The organism is Telluria sp. BA11 (assembly GCF_056680305.1).
This window is the reverse complement of record NZ_CM155275.1, coordinates 391,941-415,659: the sequence shown is the minus strand read 5'-3', so window position 1 is coordinate 415,659 and position 23,719 is coordinate 391,941. Positions and strand designations below refer to the sequence as shown.

The following is a 23,719-nucleotide window of genomic DNA, read 5'->3' as shown; positions in this document are numbered from 1 at the left end:
TGCCCTGAAACATTGCTTTGCACTATTGGTGGTCGGTTGTGGAGAGCGTGCGAGGGGATTTGCTACACTTGGTTCACTTATTTTGTAGGCGGAACAGACTATGAATCAAGCTAAAGCGCTGCAGGAGAAAGAGGGGTGGTTTACGCTGTCTGGCGATGTCAACAGTGATATGGTGCACCGGATGTTCGAGGCGGTGGCCAATATGACGGAAGATGGCATCGATACCGCCCACGTGCTGCTGCAATCCAACGGCGGTTATGTCAGCGATGGGCTGTGCCTGTATAACTTCATGGCCAATTCGCCCATTAAATTCGTCATGTACAACGCCGGGGCGGTGGCGTCGATTGCCGTTGTCGTGTATCTGGCCGGGTCGCGCCGCTATGCCAGCGAGACGGCGCGGTTCATGATTCACAAGTCGCACGCGACGGCCTCGCCCGGTTCGCGGCCGGACGCGCTCAATATCATCGTCGAGGGCTTGCGCGCCGACGATGCGCGTACTGAGGCGATCCTGCGCAAGGAGATCGAGCTCACGCCCGAGCAATGGAGCGTGCATCAGTACGGCGACCTGCACATGACGGCGCGCGATGCCAAGCTGGCCAGGATGATTCATGAAGTGAAAGACTTTGCGCCGCCCAAAGGCGCAATCCTGCGCAATATCTGACCGTCGTCCGATCTGCCTGGCGCGAGTCTGGCTCAGCGCCTGGTGTCGTTCTAGTTGCTCTGGCGCCCTGCGCTCGCGTGCGGCCCGGGAATGCCGCCCTGCACGTCGGCAGCGGAGAGTGAGCCAGGTTCATGCGATTCATTTACACGGGTATCCGGTTGCTGGACCGGCGTGGGCTGACACGCCGATTGCATCGATGCATCGGTCGCTGAATCCGGTTGCTGGTTCGACAAAGCATTGGACTGCCCGGCTGGATTGTTCTCGCGACGCTGGCGTTCAGCGTCGACATGCTGCGCCTGCGTGGCGGCCTGATTGCCTGCACCCGCACCAGCGTTGTTTTTCTCGACCATGATGATTCCTTTCAATAGTGTCGACAGATCGTACTCCTGCCGCCGGTATGGCGTTGTTCGTTTCCGCGAACTGCCACCTGGCGAAGCGCCGCGCTGCAGACTCATTAGACAGCGGCCTCTGCCTCTGTAGACAGGCGCCTGCCTGGGAAGCTACTATCGACCCAGGCAAGCGCCGCGCTGGCGCAGCCTGCGCAGTGTCGCTCTGCCTCTGGCCCGCTGTGTTTGCTCATTGCTGACTGGCAAGAGTGTGGCAAAATAGAGGCTCGCCTTATTTCGCCGAATCGTCATGGCCACCCCATCCGTCCAGACCAACGCAGCGCGCAATGCCGCCGCCCAGCAGGCAACGCTTGCCGAGCTGGTCGCCATCGCCTGCCGCCAGGTCGGCACGGACCTGGGTGACGTCGTGCGGCGCATCGTGTCGGTCCTGCTTGACCTTACTACAGCCGGCCCGGATCCCCGCGCCGTCATGCGTCGGGTCAAATCCGGCAATCTCCTCAAGAGCAACGATTACGCGTTCGTCCACCTGGCCACCAGCGCTCTTGAAACGGCGCTGGAGGCCGAGATCGCATTACTGGCGCCAGGCGCCTCGGCTGCGCAGGCCGCCCCCTTGGCGCTGAGCCTCGTGCCGCTCGAGCAGATCGACCAGCAGATGGCGCTGGACGCCGTCAGCCGCCCGTTCGACCTGCAATACTCGGAGCAGCTGGCCACCCTCGGCGTGCGCCTTGGATTGCTGCTGGGGCGCGACCTCGTGCGCGCTGCCCATAACCCGTTTCGCCCTGCCGTGTTCCTGGGCGCGCTGCACGCGGCGTGGTGCGAGTTCGAGCCCGACCCGGAAGCGCACGGCCTGCTGGCGCCACTGCTGCGCCCGGGCCTGATGATCGACCTCGGCCCGCTCTATGAAGCGTTGACCGAAGCGCTCAAGGCCGCGCGCAAGGGCAGGGGCGATGACACGCGCTTTGCCAAGACCGACGACCGGGCTGCGCGCCGCGCCGAACGTGCACGGCGCGAAGCGTCGCTGTCGGACCAGCTGCGCCAGCTGTTCGACCCGGCGCTGGCCGTGCCGGAGATTCCGAACCTGCCGCAGGGCAGCGGTGGCTGGCGGCCCAGTACCGCGTCGGGCTTTGCGGTCGCGCCGCCGGAACGGGGGGCGGATGCGGCGCCGGCAGCGAGCACGCCGGTCAGCACGGATGCTGGCGTCCAGGTTGGCGCACAAGTTGGCGCCCAAACCGCCTTCCACCCCGGCCCGCCTGGCCACGCCATGTCGATGCCCGCCCACGGATTCACCTATGGCGCCGCCAGCGCAGCACCTGCGCTTGGCGCACTGCCGCTGATCGACCTGCTCGGCCGCCTCGGCACCGGCGCCGCCATCCCCGGCATGCCGGATCTGCCCCCGTTTGCCGTCAACGCCGGTGCCCCAGGGGCCACCAGCACGGGTCACGGCACTCACAGTAGCGTCCCGCACAGCGCCTTCTACCTCCCGCGCCTGCGCGCCAGCCTGCCGCCCGGCGCACTCTCGCGCGGCGACGCCACCACGCTCGATCTGCTGTCGCGCGTGTTCGAAGGCGTGCTGCAGGACGACGGCGTCGCGCCCGAGACGCGCGAGCTGCTGGCATTCCTGCAGGTGCCCGTACTCAAGGCGGCCCTGCGCGACCGCAGCTTCTTCTACGAGGAGGCCCATCCCGCCCGGCGCCTGCTCGACCTGCTCTCGCAGACGGGCTGGGAGCAGCCGGCCGACCAGAACGATCCCGTCTACCACGCCATGCGCCGCAGCGTCGAGCGGGTGCGCGATGCCGAGCAGCCCGAATTCGAGGCCGCCGTGGCCGAACTCGAAGCCGGCCTGGCCGCACGCGAGGCCGCCGAGCAGGCGGCCATTGCCGGCCCGATCGCCAACGCCACGCGCCAGGAAAAGCGGCTCGCGGCTGAGCGCTCGGCCCAGCGCGCCGTGGCCATGCGCCTGACCGGCGAGCAGCTTGTGCCAGCGGTGGCGGGCTTTCTCGAACAGCGCTGGAGCGCCGCGCTGGCGCTGGCCTATACGATCGAAGACAGCCGCCCCGGTGCAATCGAGAATGCCACGCGCACGATGGAAGATCTGATCTGGAGCGTTAAACCCAAGGCGACGCAAGAGCAGCGCAAGACCCTGATCGCGCGCCTGCCCGCGCTGCTGGCAAGCCTGAACAAATGGCTCGACGCCACGCGCTGGCAGGACGCCGAGCGGCTCCAGTTCTTCGCCGAGCTGGCCGAATGCCACGCCTCGATCGTGCGCGCGCCGATCGAGCTGGCGCCCGAACGCCAGCTCGAACTGGCGGTCGAGGCGGCGCAGCAGGATGCGCTGCGCCGCGTGGCACAAGAGCAGGCGCAGGCTGAGGACGAGGCGCACGCCAGTCAGGGGCCGGAGGCCGACACCCTGGCGGGTCTGGAGCGCGGCATGCGTCTCGAACTGGCCGAAGGGGATCGCGTCCGCAAGGTGCGCCTGGCCTGGGTCAGTCCGCTGCGCACGCTGTATATCTTCTCCGGCGCCGCGCGCCAGGAAGCGTTCTCGCTGCCGGCAGGTCGCCTGGCGGATCTGCTGCGCGCCGGCGCGATCCGGGTCGTGCTGGCCGAAGGGGTCGTCGGCCGTATCCTCGGCGCCGCCGTCGGCAGCGCGGCGGTCAACGACGCAGGCCCGCCGGCGGATCATCGCGCCGCCGAGTAAGCGCTCGTTTGTCGGCCTCCCGGTCATGGCCTTCGCCATCCCGGCGATGGTATGATGATCGCTTCTTCGCTACCTTCTTCTCCCACGCAACGTGCGCCTCTCTTCCATCAAATTGTCGGGATTCAAATCGTTCGTCGATCCCACCAATTTTCAGGTGCCCGGCCAGCTGGTCGGCGTGGTCGGCCCCAATGGCTGCGGCAAGTCGAACATCATCGACGCCGTGCGCTGGGTGCTGGGCGAATCCAAGGCCTCCGAGCTGCGCGGCGAGTCGATGCAGGACGTGATCTTCAACGGCTCCACGCATCGCAAGCCGGCGGGGCGCTCGTCGGTCGAACTTGTGTTTGACAACAACGCCGGCAAGGCCGCCGGCCAGTGGGGCCAGTACGCGGAAATCGCCGTCAAGCGCACGCTCACGCGCGACGGCACCTCCACCTACTACATCAACGGCCAGCCGGTCCGCCGGCGCGACATCCAGGACATTTTTCTGGGCACGGGCCTTGGGCCGCGTGCCTACGCCATCATCGGCCAGGGCATGATTTCGCGGATCATCGAATCGCGACCCGAAGAGCTGCGCGTGTTCCTCGAAGAGGCGGCCGGCGTCTCCAAATACAAGGAACGCCGGCGCGAAACCGAAAACCGCCTGTCCGACACGCGCGAGAACCTGCTGCGGGTCGAAGACATCCTGCGCGAACTGAACGCCAACCTGGAAAAACTCGAAGCGCAGGCGGCCGTCGCGCGGCGCTTCCAGCAGATGCAGTCCGACCAGGAAGAAAAGCAGAAGCTCCTCTGGCTGCTGCGCAAGAACGACGCCAACGCCGAGCAGGTCAGGTTCTTCCGCGAGATCGAAGACGCGCAGACCGGGCTCGAAGCCCAGACCGCGCAACTGCGCGGCGTGGAGCTCGACCTCGAACACCTGCGCCAGGCGCACTTCGCGGCGGGCGACCGCCTGCACACGGCGCAGGGTGCGCTCTACAGCGTAAATGCGGAGATCGGCAGCCTCGAAGCGCAGATCAAGTTCGTCGTCGAATCGCGCACGCGCCTGCAAAACCAGATCGCCACGCTGAGCGCCCAGCGCGACGGCTGGTCGACCCAGGCCGAGGAGCACCGCGAAGGCCAGGAAGAAGCCGAGATGCAGCTTGAAGAACTGGCCGCGCGGGCCGAGGGCGCCCAGATCGCGGTCGAAGTGCATGGCGAGCGCCTGCCCGAACTCGAAGCGGCCTGGCGCGCCGGCCAGGATGCGGCCAATGCGGCGCGTGCGCGCATCATGGCGGTACAGCAGCGCATCGAGCTTGCGTCCGCCCACGGACGCAACGCCGGCGGCATCCTGGCCAACCTGGTCGTGCGGCGCGAGCGCCTGCAGCAAGAGCGCAACACGCTGAACCTGCCCGACAGCGCCACGCTCGACAACCTGCGCCTGCAACTCGAAGAAAAGCAGCTGGCGCTCGAAGAACAGACGCAGGCGCTGGACGACGCCACGGCGCGCCAGGACACCGTGGAAGCCGAGCGCCGCCAGGCCAACGGCGACGTCCAGCGCGAGAGCGCCGCCAACACGCAGCTGGAAGCGCGCCTGGCCGCGCTGCGCCAGATGCAGGACCGCGTGCAAACGAAAGGCAAGGTCCAGCCCTGGTTGCAGAAGCACGCGCTGGCCGACTTGCCGCGCCTGTGGCAGCAGCTCGATGTGGAGTCGGGCTGGGAAACCGCGCTCGAAGCCGTGCTGCGCGAACGCGCCGGCGCGCTCGACGTGTCGAACCTCGACGCCACCAAGGCCTTTTTCAACGACCCGCCACCGGCGCGCCTGGCGCTGTACGCGCCGCAGCCTGGTACTGCGCGTGAACCGGCACCGGCCGGCCTGACGCCGTTCGCGAGCCTCTTGCGCATCAACGACGCCGGCGTGCGCGGTGTGCTCGACGACTGGCTGCACGGCGTGTATATCGCGCAGGACGCGTCGGAAGCGTTCGATGCGCGCGCCCGCCTGCCGCACGGCGCCAGCTTCGTCACGCGCCAGGGACACGTGATCACGCGTTCGAGCGTGCGTTTCCATGCGCCCGACGCCGAGCAGGATGGCATGCTGGCGCGCCAGCACGAGATCGACAACACGGACAAGCAGGTGCGCGCGCAGGCGCTGCTGGCGAACGAGGCGCGCGAACGCGCCGCCCGCGCCGACGCCGCTGTTCTTGATCTGGCGCGGCGTGTGCAGGATGCGCGCGCCCGCGTCGCGACCCTGCAGCGCGAGGTACACGCGTTGCAGATCGAGGTGCTCAAGCAAAGCGAGATCGAAGCGCGCTTCAACCAGCGTAGCGGCCAGATCGCGGCCGACCTGACCGAGATTGCGGCGCAAGAGGCCGAGCAGCGCCAGGCGCAGGCGGAGGCCGAGCAAACTTTCGAAGAACTCGAGATGCAACTGGCCGAGCTGCAGGACGCCAGCGAAGACGACCAGGCCGCGTTCCAGGATCAGGAGCAGGCGCTGGCGCGCGCGCGCGAACACCTGCGCGACCTGGAACGCGGCGCGCAGGAAGCGCAGTTCGCCGAGCGCGCCCAGCGCAGCCGCATCGATGAATTGCGCCGCACGATCGCCACCGCCGCGACGCAGGCCGAGCAGGTTGGGGCGAGCCTGGCGCAGGCGCGGCTGGAACTGGCAGCGCTGGAAAGCGGCAGCGCCCACGAAGGCCTGCAAGTGCTGCTCGATCAGCGCACGACGCAGGAAGCGGCATTGTCGGCGGCCCGCCATGAACTCGACCAGGTCGCGCAGCAACTGCGCACGGCCGAAGAATCGCGCATGCAGACCGAACGCAGCCTGCAGCCGCAACGTGACCGCATCACCGAGCTGCAACTGAAGGAGCAGGCGGCGCGTCTGAACCAGGAGCAGTTCGCCGAAGCGCTGGCCGCCACCGGTGCCGATGAAGCCGAGTTGCAGGCCAAGCTTGTCCCCGATCTGAAGCCGCAATACCTGCAGGGCGAAGTCACGCGCCTGACCAATGCCATCGCCGGCCTGGGCGCCGTCAACCTGGCGGCGGTGGACGAACTGGCACAGGCCAGCGAGCGCAAGCACTTCCTCGATTCGCAGAACGCCGACCTGAGTGAAGCCATCGCCACGCTGGAAGACGCAATCGGACGCATCGACCGCGAAACACGCGACCTGCTGCAAGACACGTTCGACCGCGTGAACGGCCATTTCTCGGAACTGTTCCCGATCCTGTTCGGCGGTGGCAATGCGCGCCTGGTGATGACGGGCGACGAGATCCTCGACGCGGGCGTGCAGGTGATGGCGCAACCGCCGGGCAAGAAGAATGCGACGATCCACCTGCTGTCGGGCGGCGAGAAGGCCCTGACCGCGACGGCGCTCGTGTTTTCGATGTTCCGCCTGAATCCTGCGCCATTCTGCCTGCTCGACGAAGTCGATGCGCCGCTGGACGACGCCAACACCGAGCGGTTCTGCCGCATGGTCAAGCGCATGTCGGAGCACACGCAGTTCCTGTTCATCTCGCATAACAAGATCGCGATGGAGATGGCCAGCCAGTTGATCGGCGTGACGATGCAGGAGCAGGGCGTCTCGCGCATCGTCGCGGTGGACATGGAAGCGGCGGCGGATCTCGTCGCCGCGTGAGCGCGCGGCCTTCGCGTGCGGCCCGGCCCGTGTCAGAATGCTAATAAATGACATTCACGCGGGGGAGTTGGTATCATTGCATGCCTTCGCGTGGGGACTGCCCGCACACGTGGCATTTCGATTGAATCACCCAGTTCGCGGCAAGACCAGGACCGTGCGTCCGGCGCGACTTTCGCTATTGAGGCACAAGCAGCATGACTGATCTCCAAATGAGCCTGATCGCAGCCGGCGGCGTGTTCGTCGTCGGTGTCGTCACTTACAACAAATGGCAAGAGTACAAGGCCAGGAAAAGCGTCGAGCGCGCGTTCGCATCGGACCACGACGACGTGTTGATGCGCACCGGCGAAGGCGCGCCGGCGGCCGAACGCAGCGAGCCGATGTTCGACCTCGGCGTGCCGCCAGCGACACTGCCAGCCAACCCGCCAGCGGCCCCTGTCACCGGCGCCGCGGCGCCCGTGAAAGACACGGAATTCACCTACACGCGCGTGAACGAGCCGACGCTCGACGCGGACGCGTTCACGGTCGCCGACACCAAGCCCGAGCCGCAGCTCGATGCGCCGGTATTGGGCGACACGCCGACGCCAGCGCCGGTTGCCGCGCCAGCAGCCGAAGAAACGCCTGTGCCTGTAACGACGCCGGCACCTGCGCCAGCCACGCCAACGACGCCACCCGCGCCAGTTGTACCGGCTGCACCAGCTGCACCCGTCGTGCCACCGTCCTACCGCGCCGCCGGTGCCACCGCCGCGCAGGACGCCGTGGCCGCATCGCTCCCGGGCACCCGTCCCGGCATGCCGCCAGCCGAACTGGCCGAATGCCTGGTCGACCCGCTGATCGACTGCATGATCCCGCTGGCGCTCGAAGCGCCGGTCCGTGGCGACAAGATCCTGCCGACGCTGCACGGCCTGCGCCGCGTGGGCAACAAGCCGATCCACTACATCGGCTTTGCCGTCAGCGGCGAGTGGGAGCCGATCGTGCACGGCGGCGTCTACACCAAGCTGCAGGCGGGCGTCCAGATGGCCACGCGCACCACGGCGCTGAATGAACTCGAATACTCCGAACTCGTCACGCGCCTGCGCGCAGTGGGTGACGACATCGGCGCCGAGCCGCACGTGCCCGACATGATCGAAGTGATGAGCGAAGCACGTACGCTGCACCGCTTCGTTGCCGGTCACGACGCGCAACTGAGCGTCAACCTGGCCGCCAACGGCGCGCCATGGGCGATGTCCACGCTGATCGGCGCGCTTGAGAACGCGGGCTTCGACGTGCGGCCCGACGGGCGCTTTGCGATGCCGGACCGTGACGGCGCCGGCAACAGCGTGCTGTTTACGCTTTCGACCAACGTCACGCTGGGCGCCGACACCACGTCGCGCCTGACGCTGCTGCTGGACGTGCCTTGCGTGGCCCCGGCGCGCGATCCCTTCGGCCGCATGGTCGATACCGCGCGCGCACTGACGCAGCGCCTGGACGCGACCATCGTCGACGATGGCAACCAGCCGCTCGAAGCCGAGGCGCTCGACGAAATCAAGGGCCAGGTGGTGGAGTTCTACGCCGAGATGGACGCCGCCGACATCGCCGCCGGTTCGACCCGGGCGCTGCGCCTGTTCTGCTGAGGATCGTGCCGTGACCGAGCAACTCGATGCCCCGGCCCGGATGGCCTGGCTGGTCGCGGAACTGAACCGCGCCAGCTACAACTACCACGTGCTCGACGCCCCGACGATTCCGGACGCCGAGTACGATCGCCTGTACCACGAGCTCGCTGCGCTCGAGACGCTGCACCCGCAAGCGATCGCGCCCGATTCACCGACCCAGCGCGTGGGCGACACCCCGATCTCCGAATTCAACCAGGTCACGCACGCAGTGCCGATGCTGTCGCTGAATAACGGGTTCGCCGACGAGGATGTCGACAACTTCGACCGCCGCGTGCGCGAAGGGCTCGAGACGCGCGAGGTCGCCTACAACGCCGAACTCAAATTCGACGGCCTGGCCATCAGCCTGCGCTACGAAAACGGCCGCTTCGTGCAGGCCGCCACGCGCGGCGACGGCTACACGGGCGAAGACGTCACCGCCAACATCCGCACCGTGCGCGTGATCCCGATGCGCCTGCATGGCGACGCCGTGCCGGCCGTGCTCGAAGTGCGTGGTGAAGTGCTGATGTTCAAGCGCGATTTCGAGAGCCTGAACGAACGCCAGCGCGCCGCCGGCCACAAGGAATTTGCCAATCCGCGCAACGCCGCCGCCGGCAGCCTGCGCCAGTTGGATGCGCGCATCACCAGCGCGCGCCGGCTGCGCTTTTTCGCCTATGGCGTCGGCCAGCTCGAGGGCGCGCCGGCGGCGCTGCCCGCATCGCATTCGACCATGCTCGACTGGCTCGATGCGCTCGGCCTGCCGGTGGCGAAGGAACGCCAGGTGGTCACCGGCCGCGATGGCTTGCTGGGGTTCTACCGCGACATCGGCGAGCGCCGCGCGTCGCTCCCGTACGAGATCGACGGCGTTGTCTACAAGGTCGACCGGCTGGAGGACCAGCGTACGCTGGGCTTCGTTTCGCGCGCGCCGCGTTTCGCGCTGGCGCATAAATTCCCGGCCGAAGAAGCCTTGACCACGGTCCAGGCGATCGAGGTCCAGGTCGGCCGCACCGGCGCCATCACGCCGGTCGCGCGCCTGGTGCCCGTATCGGTCGGGGGCGTCACCGTCACCAACGCCACGCTGCACAATGAAGATGAAGTGCGGCGCAAGGACGTGCGGGTGGGTGACACGGTCATCGTGCGCCGCGCCGGCGACGTGATTCCCGAAGTGCTGGGCGTGGTGCTCGAACGCCGCCCGACGCCGGAACCTCCGGTGTACACCTTGCCTGCGACCTGCCCGGTGTGCGGCTCGCACGTCGTGCGCGAAGAAGGCGAAATCGTCGCGCGCTGTTCCGGCGGCCTGACCTGCGCCGCGCAGCGCAAAGAGGCGATCCGCCACTTCGCCGGCCGGCGCATGATGGACATCGAAGGGCTGGGCGATCGCTACATCGACAGTCTGGTCGAAGCGAACCTGGTCACTGGCGTGGCCGATCTGTACAAGCTGACGCAGGACGACCTGCTCAAGATGAAGCGCCTGGCCGACGAGGCCGACGCTGCGACACCGGAGACCGTCCGGCAGGGCAAGGTGCCGACCAAGTGGGCTGACAATCTGCTCGCGGCGATTGCCGCCAGCAAGGCCCCACCGCTCGAACGCTTGCTGTTCGCGCTGGGCATCCGCCATGTTGGCGAGTCCACCGCCAAGACGCTGGCCGAGTATCTGGGCAGCCTGGCGCTGGTGCGCCGTGCCCCGGCCGCGCTACTGCGCGTGCTCCCCGATATCGGCGGCACGGTGGCGCAGTCGATCGCCGACTTCTTCGCTGAACAAAAAAATCAGAATGCGCTGGATGCCTTGCTGGCGGCCGGCGTGGCGCCCAAGGGCGAGCATCCGCCCAAGGCGCAGCTGCGCGAGAAGCTCGACGAGATCAAGCTGCTGGCCGCGCTGGATATTCCGAAACTGACCGAGCCGCGCGCGCGCCAGATCATCGCCGCCGGCCAGACCCTGGACACCATCGCGGCGCGCACCGACTTCGGGATCTTCGGCTTGCCGGCCACGGTGGCGAGCGCGCTGGAAGGATGGCTGGCCGACGCAGCCAACCGCGATCTGGTGACGGCGCTTGCTGCCATGCGGCGCGAACTGCTCGACGCGGTGCCCGAAGCTGCGCTGGCGCCTGAAGGCCCATTGACCGGCAAGACGTTCGTGCTGACCGGGACGCTGCCGACGATGAGCCGCGACGCGGCCGGCGCCCTGATCGAAGCGGCCGGCGGCAAGATTGCCGGCTCGGTATCCAAGAAGACCTCGTACGTGGTGGCCGGTGCGGAGGCGGGCAGCAAGTTGGCCAAGGCCGAAGAACTGGGCGTCGCGATCCTGGACGAAGCAGCGCTGCTCGCGCTGCTCGGCCAATCATCACCAACCTGACTGAACCCGATGACCCTGATCCGCAAAGCCGTATTTCCTGTGGCCGGCCTTGGCAGCCGCTTCCTGCCCGCGACCAAGGCGCAGCCGAAGGAAATGCTGCCGATCGTCGACAAGCCGCTGATCCAGTACGCGGTCGAAGAGGCGGTCGCCGCCGGCATCACGGAGCTGATCTTCATCACGGGCCGCAACAAGCGCGCGATCGAAGACCATTTCGACACCGCCTACGAGCTCGAGGCCGAGCTGGAAGCGGCCGGCAAGCAGGCGCTGCTCGAGACGGTGCGCAATGTCATTCCGAAGAACGTCAACTGCATCTACATCCGCCAGTCGTCACCTCTGGGCCTGGGCCACGCGGTGCTGTGCGCTCGCCCGGTGGTGGGCAACGATCCATTTGCCGTTCTGCTGGCCGACGACTTCATGGACACGACCGCCGGCCACAAGCCGGTGCTGGCGCAGATGACCGACCTCTACACGTATGAGCGCAGCAGCATCCTGGCGGTGCAGGACGTGCCGCGCGAGCAGACGCGCCAGTACGGGATCGTCAGCGCCTCGCCGTACCGCCCGAACCTCGAACTGGTGTCCGACATCATCGAGAAACCGCAGCCGGCCGATGCCCCGTCGACGCTGGCCGTCGTTGGCCGCTACGTGCTGTCGCCATCGATCTTCGGCTACCTCGAGACGATCGGCAAGGGCGCCGGCGGCGAAATCCAGCTGACCGACGGCATTGCCGCGCTGATGCAGGCCGAGCGCGTGCTGGCCTACCGCTACGCCGGCCAGCGCTACGACTGCGGCTCCAAACTAGGTTACCTTCAGGCGATGACGGCCATGGGCCTGAAACACCCCGAGACCGCCGAAGGCTTCCGCGCGTCGCTGACCGCGTTGCTGGCTGGGGAGGGGGCGCAATGACCGTACGAACCATCCTGCGCATGGGCGATCCGCGCCTGCTGCGCGTGGCCCCGCCGGTCACGCAATTTGACACGCCCGAGCTGCACACGCTAGTGGCGGACATGTTCGAGACCATGCATGCGGCCAAAGGCGTGGGCCTGGCCGCGCCGCAGATTGGCATCGACCTGCAGCTGGTGGTCTTCGGTTTTGCCAGCAACCAGCGCTATCCGGACGCGCCGCCGGTGCCGGAAACCGTGTTGATCAATCCCGTGCTCACGCCGATCGGCGAGGCGATGGAAGAGGGCTTCGAAGGCTGCCTGTCGATACCGGGCCTGCGCGGCAGCGTCCCACGCTACGCGCGCCTGCATTACGAAGGCTTCGACCAGTTCGGCAAGCGCATCGCCGTTGACGCCGAAGGATTCCATGCGCGCGTGGTGCAGCATGAAGTGGATCACCTGCTGGGCATTCTGTACCCGTCGCGTATCCGCGATTTCAACCGCTTCGGTTTCACCGACGTGATGTTTCCTGAGCTTGATCAGAAAGCCGACGCTTGATGCGCACTCTTTATCTGCTGGCGCTCCTGGGCGCGGCCCCGCTGGCGCACGGCGCCGACTTCTTCACGAAGATCGACCCGGCGCCAAAAAGCGAATTGTGGATCGACACAGGCTTTTACACGGCCCACTTCGACGGCGACAAGGACCTGAACAATAACAACAAGGGCCTCGCGCTCGAATACCGCTTCAGCGGCACGCTGGCCGCCACCGGCGGGCGCTTCTACAACAGCGACCGCGCCTGGTCGAACTACGCTGGCGTGATCTGGCAGCCATACGCAGTGGGACCGGTGCGGGTGGGCCTGGCGCTGGCGGCGTTCGACGGCTACCCGAAGACGCGCGACGGCGGCTGGTTCCCAGGTGTGATTCCCACGCTGACCTACGAGTACGAGCGCGTTGGCGTGAATGTCGGGATCATCCCGAACTACAAGGACCGCCTGTACGGCGGTATCTCGTTCCAGCTCAAGTTCAAACTGTTCCAGCGATAAATGCAAAAAGCGGGGGTCAGGTCTGACATTCGGACACGATCTCGACAGTCAGGTAGCCGTGACTAGCAGGCCGGGGCGATGCTAACACTAGGCAAGACACTGATGAAAGTGGCTAAGGCTGAAGCCGTGTCCGAATGTCAGACCTGACCCCGGCTTTGCTAAGGCTGAGGCCGTGTCCAAATGTCAGACCTGACCCCGGCTTTGTGACCCCGGCTTTGCCTTCCACGCGTTCAACGCCGGAGCGGTCAGCTTTCCTTCGGATACGGACTCGGTCCACCGTCGGCGATGAAGGCGTTGATCCGCTGCTGAAGCACCGGCAGCGGCACCGATCCCATATGCAGCACGGTGTCGTGGAAGTTGCGGATATCGAACTTCGGTCCCAGCGCCTTTTCGGCCCTGGCGCGCGCTTCCTGGATTGCCATCTGGCCCAGGTAGTACGACAGCGCCTGGCCCGGCCACGAGATGTAGCGATCCACTTCGGTCTCGACTTCGTGCTTCGACAGCGCCGTGTTCTCCATCAGGTAGGCCTGCGCCTGTTCGCGCGTCCAGCCCTTCGCGTGCACACCCGTGTCGACCACGAGGCGTGACGCGCGCCAGGCCTGGTAGCTGAGCATCCCGAACACTTCATACGGCGTCTCATAGATGCCCATTTCGGCGCCCAGGCGCTCGGTGTACAGTGCCCAGCCTTCGCCATAGGCCGAGATGTACGCGCGGCGAAACGGCGGCACGCCTTTCTGCTCCTGCGCCAGCGGAATCTGGAACGCGTGGCCGGGCGCCGATTCGTGCAGCGTCAGCGCCGGCAGGCTGTAGAGCGGGCGCGCCGGCAAGTTGTAGGTGTTCACCCAGTACATGCCCGGGCCGCCGCGGCCCGCTGTCCAGAATGGTGCCTGATCGTCCGGCACCGGCACGATCGCAAAGCGCCGGCGCGGCAGGTGCCCGAAGTACTGGTCAGCCTTGGCGTCGAAGCGCTTGGCGGTCCACGCCGCGCTCTTGAGCAGCTCTGCGGGCGTCTTGGCATAGAACTGCGGATCGGTGCGCAGAAACTGCAGGAAGGCCTGCAGGTCACCCTTGAAGCCGACCTGCCGCATGATGTCGTGCATCTCGGCGCGGATCTTGGCCATCTCGGCCAGGCCAATCGCATGGATCTGGTCGGCCGTCAGGTTGGTCGTCGTGAATTCGACGATCTTCGACTGGTAGTAATCCTTCCCACCCGGCATGTCCTGGGCGGCCAGCGTGGTGCGGGCCTTCGGCACGTATTCGTCGCGGAAGAAGGCGAGGGTTTTCGCGTGCGCCGGCTGCACCTTGTCGGCGATGATCGCCACGGCCTGGCGGCGCAGCGTTTCCTGCTCGGTCGCAGGCATGGTCGACGGCATCTCTTTGAATGGGCCGTAGAACACCGTATCCTGCGGTGTCTTGGCCTCGGTTACCGATAGCAGCGTGCTTTCGCGGCCGGCCAGGGTGACCTTCGGCGGCGTGAAGCCGCGCGCGAGGCCGGCGCGCATATTGCCGATCTCTTCGTCGAAGTACGCCGGGATGCCCTCGAGCTGGTCAAGATAGTTGCGGTAAGCCTGCGTGGTCTTGAGCGGGCGGCGCGCGCCGTAGGTGACGCCGGTCCAGAACGCGCTGTCGGCATTGACCGGCTGCTCGAACTCGCGGAATACCTGGGCGTCGTGCAGCGAGGCGATCTGCGCGCGGTACACGGCGAAGTTGATGCGCTCTGCTGGCGACAGGCTGGCGGGCTTGATCGCATCGAGCTGTTTCAGGATGCCGGCCCAGTACACGCGGCGCGCTTCCTGCGCTGGCGCATCGACCCGGGCGAAGCCGCGGCTGGCGTCCGGTGCGTCCTCATCGCGCTCGAGCTTTTCGGCGACGCGCCACTTCCATTCTCGCGTATAGATGTCCTTGAAGCGCGCATCGGCTGGCGTTGCCTGCGCAGCCTTGCCCGCTGCAGGCACAGCCGCTATCGCTGCTGCTGGCGCCATGGCCAATCCCATTACCACGAAGGCCGTCGAGATGACGGCGCTGAGCTTCTTCTTTTCCATTGAATCCCAATCCATGAGTGTGCATGATGCTCGGGAGCATGTTCGCCCGGCGCATGCCATCTTAGCGGGGATTGCCGGGAATGCCTACTGCATGCAAACACCCTCTCCACGGCGTATTGACGCCTTGTCGATGGCCTGCAGAGGCATATTGCTGCGCACGATTTACTTCAGCCTTTCAAAAGAAACGATCAAAAGCCACGATATAATGTTGCCAACCTATCGCCGGGCACCACACGACGCGGGCGTACGACCAATCCGCACCGCAGCGTGCATGGACCTTTCATGATGATAACGGCCGCAATTGCTTTTCGATCCAGACATGATGACGAGTAAGGGTGATCCCGGCCGCTCCGTCGAGCACCTGTTACTCATTCAGTCCTGGCGGCGTCTAGCCGACCAGTTGGGCCCACTCATTGGCGACAACGGTTTCTGCGCGCTGTATGGCCGGGCCCTGCGCCTCGTCGGTCCCGACTACACATGGCTGGCCACGACTGCGCCGTGCAAGACCCGCGCCGCCCAAATCGACGCGCTTGACGACATGCTCGCCAGCGTTGCACCCGACCTCGCACAAGCGGCCCACGCGGCCCTGCTCCAGACGTTTACCGACCTGCTGGCGTCGCTGATCGGGCACGCACTTGCGCGACGCCTGCTCGATGCCGCGACGGTTGACGGAGAAGACAAGAAAGTACAGGAGCACAAGTAATGAGCGACAAAGTATCACTTGGGAAATTGAGCACTGGTGTGCAAGGGCTCGATGTCCTGCTCGGAGGAGGGCTGAGCGAGTTTTCGTTCAACCTGATCGCCGGGCCACCGGGTTCGGGCAAGACCACGCTCGCCCACCAGATCATGTTCTCGATCGCAACGCCCGAGCGCCGCGCGCTGTTCTTCACCGTGCTGGGCGAGCCGCCGCTGAAGATGCTGCGTTACCAGCAGCAGTACAGTTTCTTTGACATGCAGAAGGTCGGCACTGCGGTGCGCTACGTGAACCTGGCCGAAGACCTGCGCGCTGGCGACTTCAGCACTGTCCTGGCGCGCGTGATGAAAGAGGTCGAAGATTTCGCGCCGAGCCTCGTGTTCGTTGATTCGTTCCGCTCGGTGGCGCAGACGGCGCGCAGCGGCAATGAGGGCGTGGCCGACCTGCAGCACTTCATCCAGGATCTCGGCACGCGCATGACGAGCTGGCAAGCGACCACCTTCCTGATCGGCGAATATGCCAACAGCGATGTCGAGGCCAGTCCGATCATGACGGTGGCCGATGGCATGATCTCGCTGACGCCCGTCCATGACGACAATTCGGTGGTGCGCAAGATGCGCGTGGTGAAGATGCGCGGCCAGGCCCACATGAACGGCTCGCACACCTTCCGTATCACCAGCGACGGCATCCGCGTCTACCCACGCATGCTGCCGCCGCTGGCCCACGACCATCACGACGGCGCGCCGACCGACCGCGATCACAAGCGTATCCCGACCGGCACGCGCGACCTCGACGTGCTGCTGCATGGCGGCCTGCCGCAGGGGCATTCGCTGATGGTCACCGGGCCCAGCGGTTGCGGCAAGACCATCCTGGCCACGCGCTTCCTGCAAGAGGGCGTACGTCATGGCGAGAAGGGCGTGGCCCTGTCGTTCGAGAAAGGAACATCGCGCCTGCGCAATGCCGAACTGGCCGCGATGGTGGACGCAGGCGACGTGGTGGTGCTCGAAAGCCGCATGATCGACCTGACGGTCGACGAGCTGCTCGAGGCGCTGAACGATGCGATCGACCGTACCGGCGCGCGCCGGGTGGTGGTCGATTCACTGTCCGAGCTGTCGCTGTACCTGGCGCCGGAAGGGCGCAATCAGTTGCGCGCCACCGTGTTCCAGATGCTCACGTCACTGGCCAAGCGCAACGTCACGGTACTCGTCACGATGGGGATGGATGACGACTTCACCCATCTGCGCTTCAGCCAGGCCGAAGTGGCCTACCTGACCGATGCGATCGTCCTGATGCGCTTTGGCGAGAGCGCCGGCCAGCTGCGCCGGTTCATTTCGGTGGTCAAGGTACGCGGCAGCAGCCACAGTCACGATCTGCGGGAATTCCATATCGACGACGCTGGCATCCACATCGATGCGATCAGCACCGCGCACGAGGGTGTGCTGCACGGGTTGCCGACCACGCGCGGCGCCACCTGAATGACTTCCATGCCGGCGCTTCCGGGCAACGAACCCGTCACGGCCGAGAGCCGTCTCGCGCAGCTCGAGCGCGAGAACGCGCAGTTGCGGCGTGAGCTCGAGGCCAGCACGGCGCTGGCTGACAGCCTGCGCGAGGCCAACGAACACCTGGTGCTGGCGGCGGTCGATGCGCAAACCTCGCGCGACGATGCCGAAGACAACAACCGGCGCCAGAACGAGTTCCTTGCCATGCTGGCGCACGAACTGCGCAATCCGCTGGTGCCCATCAGCGTCTCGGCAGGCCTGCTCGAACGTGGCCCGGTCGCTTCGTTACCGCTGGCGCGCCTGACGGCCGTGATCCAGCGCCAGGTGGACCATATGGCGCGCTTGCTCGACGACCTGCTCGACGCCGCACGCCTGAGCAGCGGCAAGATCACGCTGGCGATCGAGCCATTGCGCCTGGCCGAAGTGCTCGAACACGCCGCCGAGACGATCATGCCACGGGTACGCGAGCGCAGGCAGAGCCTCACGATCACCCACGACGAGCGCGATCTCGTCGTCGACGGTGACCGCGTGCGTCTGACGCAGGTCTTCACCAATCTGCTCAACAACGCCTCGAAGTACACACAGGATGGTGGCCGCGTTGCCGTCTCCGTGCGCTGCGGCGAGGGCATCGCGGTCACGATTGCGGACAATGGCGCCGGCATGTCGGACGAGACCATCGGGCGCGCGTTCGAGCTGTTCACGCAGGGGCCACGCTCGCTGGCGCGCTCCGAGGGCGGACTGGGCGTGGGCCTGAACGTCGTGCGCAATCTGGTGACCATGCATGGCGGCAGCGTCACTGCCGGCAGCGATGGCCCGGGGCAGGGCAGCACCTTTACCGTCTGCCTGCCGCAGTCGGCCGCCGCGGCGCCGCGCGCCGCTATCGCAGCGCCGGCACATGCGGCCAGTGCCGCGCGTCGGATCCTCATCATCGAAGACAATGGCGACGCCTCCGACGTATTGCGCCTGCTGCTTGAATTCGAAGGCCACCAGGTCGAGATCGCAGCAGACGGCCATGCCGGCCTGGCGCTCGCGCTGGAAGGGCGCTTCGACGCCATCGTGTGCGACATCGGCTTGCCCGGCATCGACGGGTTCGAACTGATGGCGCGCCTGCGCGCCGCCCAGTCCATCCCACGGCCACTGACGGTGGCGCTGTCGGGCTATGGTCAGCCACGTGATCGCGAACGGGCGCTGGCAGCTGGATTCGATCGCTACCTGGTCAAGCCGGTGTCGCCGGCCACGCTCGTCGAGGCGCTGGCTGGCGTGTCGGCTGCGTCAGCGTAAATAGACTTCACTCTCCATGCATCATGAAACAAATCACGTGCAGACTCTGCACGCTTGACATGTACAACGATCGTTGTACACTTGGGCCATGGACAAGAAAACGGACATGGCTGCAGCTGCAGCACAGCTGTTCGCGCGGGAAGGCTTGCGCGGCATCGGCGTTGATCACATCGGCGCCACGGTCGGCGCATCCACCCGCACGCTGTACAAGCACTTCGGTTCGCGGGACGGACTCGTCATGGCTGCGCTCGAATCGCGGCATGCGGCATTCATTGCTCTTCTGAATCATGACGACGCAGAGATCGGCACTGTCGAATCGCTGTTCAATACGCTCGAACGATGGTCGGACCAATTCGGTGCCTCGGGCTGTCTGCTGCTGCGGGCGGGCAATGAATACCGGGGTGCGAACGACGACATCGTGGCCCTGGTGCGCGGGCAAAAAGCCGCGTTTTTCAGGGAAATCACCAGGCGCGTCAGTCACACACTGGGTCATGACGATGCGCTGCTGTCTTCCCAGATCTGGATCCTGTTCGAAGGCGCCACGGCCATCGCCAGCCTGGACAATACAACGGTGATTCGCGCTGCAAGGGCTGCTGCCACATCCCTGATGGCCCATGCAGGCAAGCACAGTGAAACATAACGTCAACCTTCTGGCGGCGGCTTTCGCGCTGACTGCCGTCTCGTACGGGCTCGCGCGCTTTGCCTTCGGGCTGCTGCTGCCGCAGATACGCACTGAGCTATCCCTCGATATCGGCACCACGGGCTGGATCGGCAGCAGCGCGTTCGTCGCGTATTGCATTGGCGTGTGCATCACCTTCGCGTTGAACCGTGCGTGCTCGCCACGGGCGATTGCCTTTGCCGCAGGATTGGCGTCGACCATCGGCATGGTCATCATTACGTCGTCCACGACCGGATGGGTACTGGGGGTGGGCGTTGCGCTGGCAGGGCTGAGTACCGGCCTGACCTCGCCGCCACTGGCGACGGCGGTCTCATTGCAATTTGACGATGCCCACCGGCCGAAAGCCAATGCGATCATCAATGCGGGCACCGCAGCGGGCATCGTATTTTCCGGCCTGGCGAGCCTGATCGCCTTCGGTGGCTGGCGTGAACTCTATATCCTGTTTTCGGCAATCAGCTGCGCAGTCGCCGTGTGGGTATGGTATGCAGTGCCAACAGGGCACAAACGCACCGCGAGCGAGCCGGTTTCATTCGCCATCTTCAAGCGCCCCGGCATGCTGGCGCTCTGCGTGGGCAGCTTTTTGATGGGCTTGTCGAGTACCGCAGTCTGGACATTTGGCGGCAGTCTGTTGCGCGATGAATTCGACTTCACGCAAAGCGATATCGCCTGGACCTGGGTGGCGCTTGGTCTGGCCGGCGTTGCCGGCGCGATGACGGGCGTTTTCGTGCAGCGGTTCGGCCTCGTGCGGGTTCATTGGGTTTCGCTGGTCGGGATGGCGGTGGGGATGCTTGGCCTGTCCTTCACGTCGGTCTCGGTGGCATTCGCTTTCATCAGCGTGGCGCTGTTCGGGGCTGCGTATATCACGTCGTCCGGCGCGTTTCTGATCCAGGGTATCCGGCTGCTTCCGGATCGGCCCGACCTGGGCTTGGGCATCCCGTTTCTGATTCTCGCAGCAGGCCAGAGCGCAGGATCGCCATTATTTGGCACATTGTTGAGCGGCTATAGCGCGTTTGTGGCGTTGGCTGTATTTGCGGGTGTGGCCTTGCTGTCAGCTGGTATTCGTCCACGGCATTCTACCCATAAGGCATTTGTCGCGCCTTGACGCTTATTCCTACACCCGGTGTGTGCCAATTCTGCGCTGTGTCCACGCCGCGAGGCTATTCCAGCGAGACGCCCAGCTGCTTGATCAGCCCGTTGCGGTCTTGCTCCAGCGCCACCAGCACGGTCTCGTTCTCGAACAGGAAACGATAGCGTGCCTGCTTGCCGTTTCCCTCGTTGCTGCGTGCCAGCACATCGACGTTGCGTAATGGGCCGTAATCACGGAACTCGGTGGCAATCTGCGTGACCCATCGCCCATTGAATCGGCCGCGTTCGCTTTCGGACAGGCCTGCGGGAATCTGTCCTGCAGCCAGCTCGCCAATCACCTTGCGCGCGCCGGCGGTGTCGGCAGGCGCGCGGTCTGCAATGGCCGGCGGGCGCGGATCAGCCAGTGCGGGCACGTAGTGCGCGGCGATCATGTCCGCGATCTTGCCCTGGCGTGCAGCAGCCGAATTGGCCAGTACTACCACCGTGAGGCGGTCATCGGGGTAGCGCGCGAGGGCCGCCTTGAAGCCTTGCCAGGCGCCGCCATGCTGGACAACACGGTGGCCCTGCTGGCTGCCCACGTACCAACCCAAACCGTAGGGAGCACTGCTGCCGTCGTTCAGGCGCGCCGGCGTCCAGCTGGCGGCCTTGGCATGGGCATCGAGAACGGCATCGCCGTCGAGCGCCATGCTCCAGCGCGCCAGGTCGCGGGCGCTCAGCTGGATTGTGCCATCGGCAGTGCGGTTCTGGCTGGGCGCCACCCAGCGCTGATTCTGCAGTTTGCCGGCGATCCGCTCGTAGCCCGCGGCGCGGCCCGGTACGATGTCCGATTCGCTGATCACGCCCGCGGTTGTCATGCCGAGCGGCGCAAAGATGCGTTCTTCAAGCTGGTCGCCGAAATATTTGCCGCCAACCCGGTTGCAAATAAAGCCGAGCAGGTGGTAGCCGGCATTGCTATAGGCAAAGCGCTCTCCGGGGGCAGACAACAGGGGCAGGGACGCCTCCAGTGCGATCAGTTCATCATCGCTGTAATCCTTGCGCAGGTCGATTTTCGTGTAGGGGTCGCCGAGGCCGGACGTGTGCGTGAGCAGGTGGCGGATCGTGATGGCTTTCCATGCGGTCGGCGTGTTGTCCAGGTAGCGCGAGATCGGGTCGTCGAGTGTCAGCTTGCCGTCTTTCTCGAGCAACAGCACCAATGCAGCCGTGAACGTCTTGCCGGTCGAAGCGGACTGGAAAACGGTGTCCGGCGTGACCGGCACGCGGTGCTCCACGTTGGCCAGGCCATAGCCCCGTTCACGCACGATCTTGCCGTCCTTGACCACGACCACCGCCAGACCCGGTACCTGGCGGGCCAGCATCATGCGTTCAATGGCAGCGTCGAGGGCGTCGGCATGGGCTGTGCCGGCCGAGAACGCGGCCAGCAGGACGATTGAAATTGACATGCGCATTGTGCATTCACCTCTCTGAGTGGAAACAGCTGGCATTGCAAACGGCATGGAATGACACCAATGGGATGCCTTTTGAAGATGGCATGATACGGGATGCACACGCCGGACTGCTGGCTTTATCAACGATGGCCGCGCCAGCGGCTGGTGTAGCCGTTTGTTTATATGCCGGCGACGTCAGCGCACGTCGGGCTATGTTGCTGTTCAGGCTAATCGGCAGCTTGAATGTTCCATAGAGGCTGCGTCAGTTCGATCAGATTGCCCCATGGATCGCTGAAAAAAGCAAAACGCAGCGCCAGTCCGGGGGCGTCCCGCGGTTCGCTGACGATCCTCACATCACGACGTCTCAGTTCACCGATCGCGGCATCGACATCCTCGACGCGCAGGCACAGATGGTGCCATCCCGCGACGGCATGGGTATCGATCAGCTGGTCGTACGCGGGACGCGGTGCGCAGCCGGGACCGGCAATCAACTCGATGCGAAAACTATCGTCAGCAGCAGGGGCGAGAAAAGCCAGGGTTTTTTCGCCAAGGGCCATCGTGCGGATCAGACGAAAGTCGAGCGTACCGGTGTACCAGGCGGCAGCGGCCTCAAAGTCCGGCACGCGCAGTCCGGCATGGTCGCCTCGCCATGAGGTAAACGGGCTCGTCGGGTTGGTCGACGTGGCGTCGTTGGATGCTGGCATGGGGTTCTTTCAAAAGGGTCGCAAACACATCAGCCAGAAGAACGGCACTACTTGTGCGTTCTCTCCAGCGATCACTGGGCGCCTGGACACGCCGCCTGTCGGGCGGTCGGATCCGGCGCAAACCAGTGTAGAAGAGGCCAGCCAGTTTGATAAGACGGTGGTTTCAGAATAGACTGATCGCCATGAAGAACAATCGCGAGCCATCCCTGGACGATCTTTCCGTGTTTATCGCCGTGTGCGATGCGAAGGGATTCCGCGCCGCCGCCAAACGGCTGGGACTGGCGCCGTCGAATGTCAGCGACACCATCACGCGTCTGGAAAAGCAGCTTGGCTTGCCCCTCCTGACCCGAAACACGCGCAGCGTGACGCCAACGGAAGCAGGGCGCGAGCTGGAAGCCCGCCTGGGCCCCTTGTTGTCCCAAACGCGCACCGCCCTGCAAGAGATCAGCGCCGCGTCGACGTCAGTGACCGGATTACTGAAACTGAATGTGGCCGGTTCGGTCATGGTCGACATCTTGCCGCCGTTGATCGACCGCTTTCTTGCTGCGCACCCTGCAGTGCGCGTCGAACTGGTCGTGGATGACCGGTTGACGGACACGATTGCGCAGGGTTGTGCGGCCGGCATTCGCTATCCCGAACATCTTGCGAAGGACATGATTGCAGTACCCATCGGGCCGCGCTACCAGGAGCTGGCGCTCGCCGCGGCGCCATCGTATCTGCGGGCGCATGGCCACCCCGCGCATCCCCGCGACGTCATGGCGCACCAGTGCGTGCGTCTGCGTTTTGCCAGCGGCGCGCTCACTGCGTGGGACTTCGAGCGTGACGGTGAAAAAATCACCGTCGATCCGGCGAGCCGGTTGATCATCGGCGTCGATGCAGCCGCTGCCGGTATCGAACTGGCGCGCGCCGGACATGGATTGATCTGCACTTTCAGGAACTGGCTCGATCCGTATTTCGAGAACGGCAGTCTCGAGCCTGTCCTGACAACGTGGTGGCAACGATTCGACGGCCCCAAGCTGTATTTCCCGAGCCGACGCATGCCGGCGCCGCTGCGTGCCTTCGTCGACCTGGTCGCAGTATCGCCGGTGTCCGAGGATTGACGGT

18 protein-coding genes are annotated in these 23,719 nt (G+C 65.5%); 14 read left to right on the top strand and 4 right to left on the bottom strand.

The features are described from left to right. Window positions 1-100: 100 nt before the first annotated feature. Window positions 101-661 (top strand): ATP-dependent Clp protease proteolytic subunit, encoded by a 561-nt coding sequence (locus tag AC1MGT_RS01750; protein WP_499502747.1) that lies wholly within the window; start codon window positions 101-103, stop codon window positions 659-661. Window positions 662-711: 50 nt separating this feature from the next. Here the strand turns inward: AC1MGT_RS01750 and AC1MGT_RS01745 are convergent, their stop codons facing one another. Further along, window positions 712-1,116 (bottom strand): hypothetical protein, encoded by a 405-nt coding sequence (locus tag AC1MGT_RS01745; protein ID WP_499502746.1) that lies wholly within the window; start codon window positions 1,114-1,116, stop codon window positions 712-714. 181 nt (window positions 1,117-1,297) lie between these two features. On the opposite strand from AC1MGT_RS01745, the gene AC1MGT_RS01740 reads away from it, so the two are divergent. The 7 genes from AC1MGT_RS01740 (at window position 1,298) to AC1MGT_RS01710 (ending at window position 13,206) form a co-directional block, all read left to right on the top strand. After that, window positions 1,298-3,703: a DUF1631 family protein gene (locus AC1MGT_RS01740; RefSeq protein WP_499502745.1), complete on the top strand. Its 2,406-nt coding sequence runs from the start codon at window positions 1,298-1,300 to the stop codon at window positions 3,701-3,703. A gap of 91 nt (window positions 3,704-3,794) precedes the next feature. After that, window positions 3,795-7,307: a chromosome segregation protein SMC gene (smc, locus tag AC1MGT_RS01735; protein ID WP_499502744.1), complete on the top strand. Its 3,513-nt coding sequence runs from the start codon at window positions 3,795-3,797 to the stop codon at window positions 7,305-7,307. Window positions 7,308-7,501: 194 nt separating this feature from the next. Beyond that, complete coding sequence (locus AC1MGT_RS01730) at window positions 7,502-8,917, top strand: cell division protein ZipA C-terminal FtsZ-binding domain-containing protein (protein ID WP_499502742.1); 1,416 nt, start codon at window positions 7,502-7,504, stop codon at window positions 8,915-8,917. Between the two features lie 40 nt (window positions 8,918-8,957). Next, window positions 8,958-11,285, top strand: a complete 2,328-nt coding sequence (gene ligA, locus AC1MGT_RS01725) for an NAD-dependent DNA ligase LigA (RefSeq protein ID WP_499504361.1) — start codon at window positions 8,958-8,960, stop codon at window positions 11,283-11,285. Window positions 11,286-11,294: 9 nt separating this feature from the next. Beyond that, window positions 11,295-12,188 (top strand): UTP--glucose-1-phosphate uridylyltransferase GalU, encoded by an 894-nt coding sequence (gene galU / locus AC1MGT_RS01720; RefSeq protein ID WP_499502741.1) that lies wholly within the window; start codon window positions 11,295-11,297, stop codon window positions 12,186-12,188. After that, window positions 12,185-12,721 (top strand): peptide deformylase, encoded by a 537-nt coding sequence (gene def / locus AC1MGT_RS01715; protein WP_499502740.1) that lies wholly within the window; start codon window positions 12,185-12,187, stop codon window positions 12,719-12,721. Before galU ends, def begins: the two co-directional genes overlap by 4 nt. Then, window positions 12,721-13,206, top strand: coding sequence for a hypothetical protein (locus AC1MGT_RS01710; protein WP_499502739.1), 486 nt, complete (start codon window positions 12,721-12,723; stop codon window positions 13,204-13,206). Before def ends, AC1MGT_RS01710 begins: the two co-directional genes overlap by 1 nt. Before the next feature lie 245 nt (window positions 13,207-13,451). Here the strand turns inward: AC1MGT_RS01710 and AC1MGT_RS01705 are convergent, their stop codons facing one another. Next, complete coding sequence (locus tag AC1MGT_RS01705) at window positions 13,452-15,248, bottom strand: DUF885 domain-containing protein (RefSeq protein WP_499502738.1); 1,797 nt, start codon at window positions 15,246-15,248, stop codon at window positions 13,452-13,454. 319 nt (window positions 15,249-15,567) lie between these two features. Between AC1MGT_RS01705 and AC1MGT_RS01700 the strand changes: the two genes are divergently transcribed. The 5 genes from AC1MGT_RS01700 to AC1MGT_RS01680 all read left to right on the top strand — a co-directional run bounded on the left by AC1MGT_RS01700 (window position 15,568) and on the right by AC1MGT_RS01680 (window position 20,503). Next, entirely contained in the window at window positions 15,568-15,951 is a 384-nt protein-coding gene (locus tag AC1MGT_RS01700; RefSeq protein ID WP_499502737.1) for a hypothetical protein, read from the top strand. Beyond that, window positions 15,951-17,417 (top strand): ATPase domain-containing protein, encoded by a 1,467-nt coding sequence (locus AC1MGT_RS01695; RefSeq protein WP_499502736.1) that lies wholly within the window; start codon window positions 15,951-15,953, stop codon window positions 17,415-17,417. The genes AC1MGT_RS01700 and AC1MGT_RS01695 overlap by 1 nt, the downstream gene beginning before the upstream one ends. Before the next feature lie 9 nt (window positions 17,418-17,426). Next, window positions 17,427-18,722, top strand: a complete 1,296-nt coding sequence (locus AC1MGT_RS01690; protein WP_499502735.1) for a hybrid sensor histidine kinase/response regulator — start codon at window positions 17,427-17,429, stop codon at window positions 18,720-18,722. A 106-nt stretch (window positions 18,723-18,828) separates the two neighbouring features. Beyond that, entirely contained in the window at window positions 18,829-19,362 is a 534-nt protein-coding gene (locus tag AC1MGT_RS01685; protein WP_499502734.1) for a TetR/AcrR family transcriptional regulator, read from the top strand. Further along, on the top strand, window positions 19,352-20,503 hold the full coding sequence (locus AC1MGT_RS01680) for an MFS transporter (protein ID WP_499502733.1): 1,152 nt from the start codon (window positions 19,352-19,354) through the stop codon (window positions 20,501-20,503). The genes AC1MGT_RS01685 and AC1MGT_RS01680 overlap by 11 nt, the downstream gene beginning before the upstream one ends. Before the next feature lie 55 nt (window positions 20,504-20,558). Here AC1MGT_RS01680 and AC1MGT_RS01675 read toward each other — a convergent pair whose 3' ends face one another. Together AC1MGT_RS01675 and AC1MGT_RS01670 are read right to left on the bottom strand one after the other, a co-directional pair. Beyond that, window positions 20,559-21,926, bottom strand: coding sequence for a serine hydrolase domain-containing protein (locus tag AC1MGT_RS01675; protein ID WP_499502732.1), 1,368 nt, complete (start codon window positions 21,924-21,926; stop codon window positions 20,559-20,561). A gap of 212 nt (window positions 21,927-22,138) precedes the next feature. Beyond that, window positions 22,139-22,615 carry a VOC family protein gene (locus AC1MGT_RS01670; RefSeq protein WP_499502731.1) on the bottom strand — a complete coding sequence of 159 codons (477 nt, stop codon included), beginning with the start codon at window positions 22,613-22,615 and terminating at the stop codon, window positions 22,139-22,141. 182 nt (window positions 22,616-22,797) lie between these two features. Here AC1MGT_RS01670 and AC1MGT_RS01665 point away from each other — a divergent pair, with 182 nt between their 5' ends. After that, the gene (locus AC1MGT_RS01665) at window positions 22,798-23,715 is read left to right on the top strand and encodes a LysR family transcriptional regulator (RefSeq protein WP_499502730.1); all 918 of its coding nucleotides are present in this window, start codon (window positions 22,798-22,800) and stop codon (window positions 23,713-23,715) included. Window positions 23,716-23,719 lie beyond the last annotated feature (4 nt).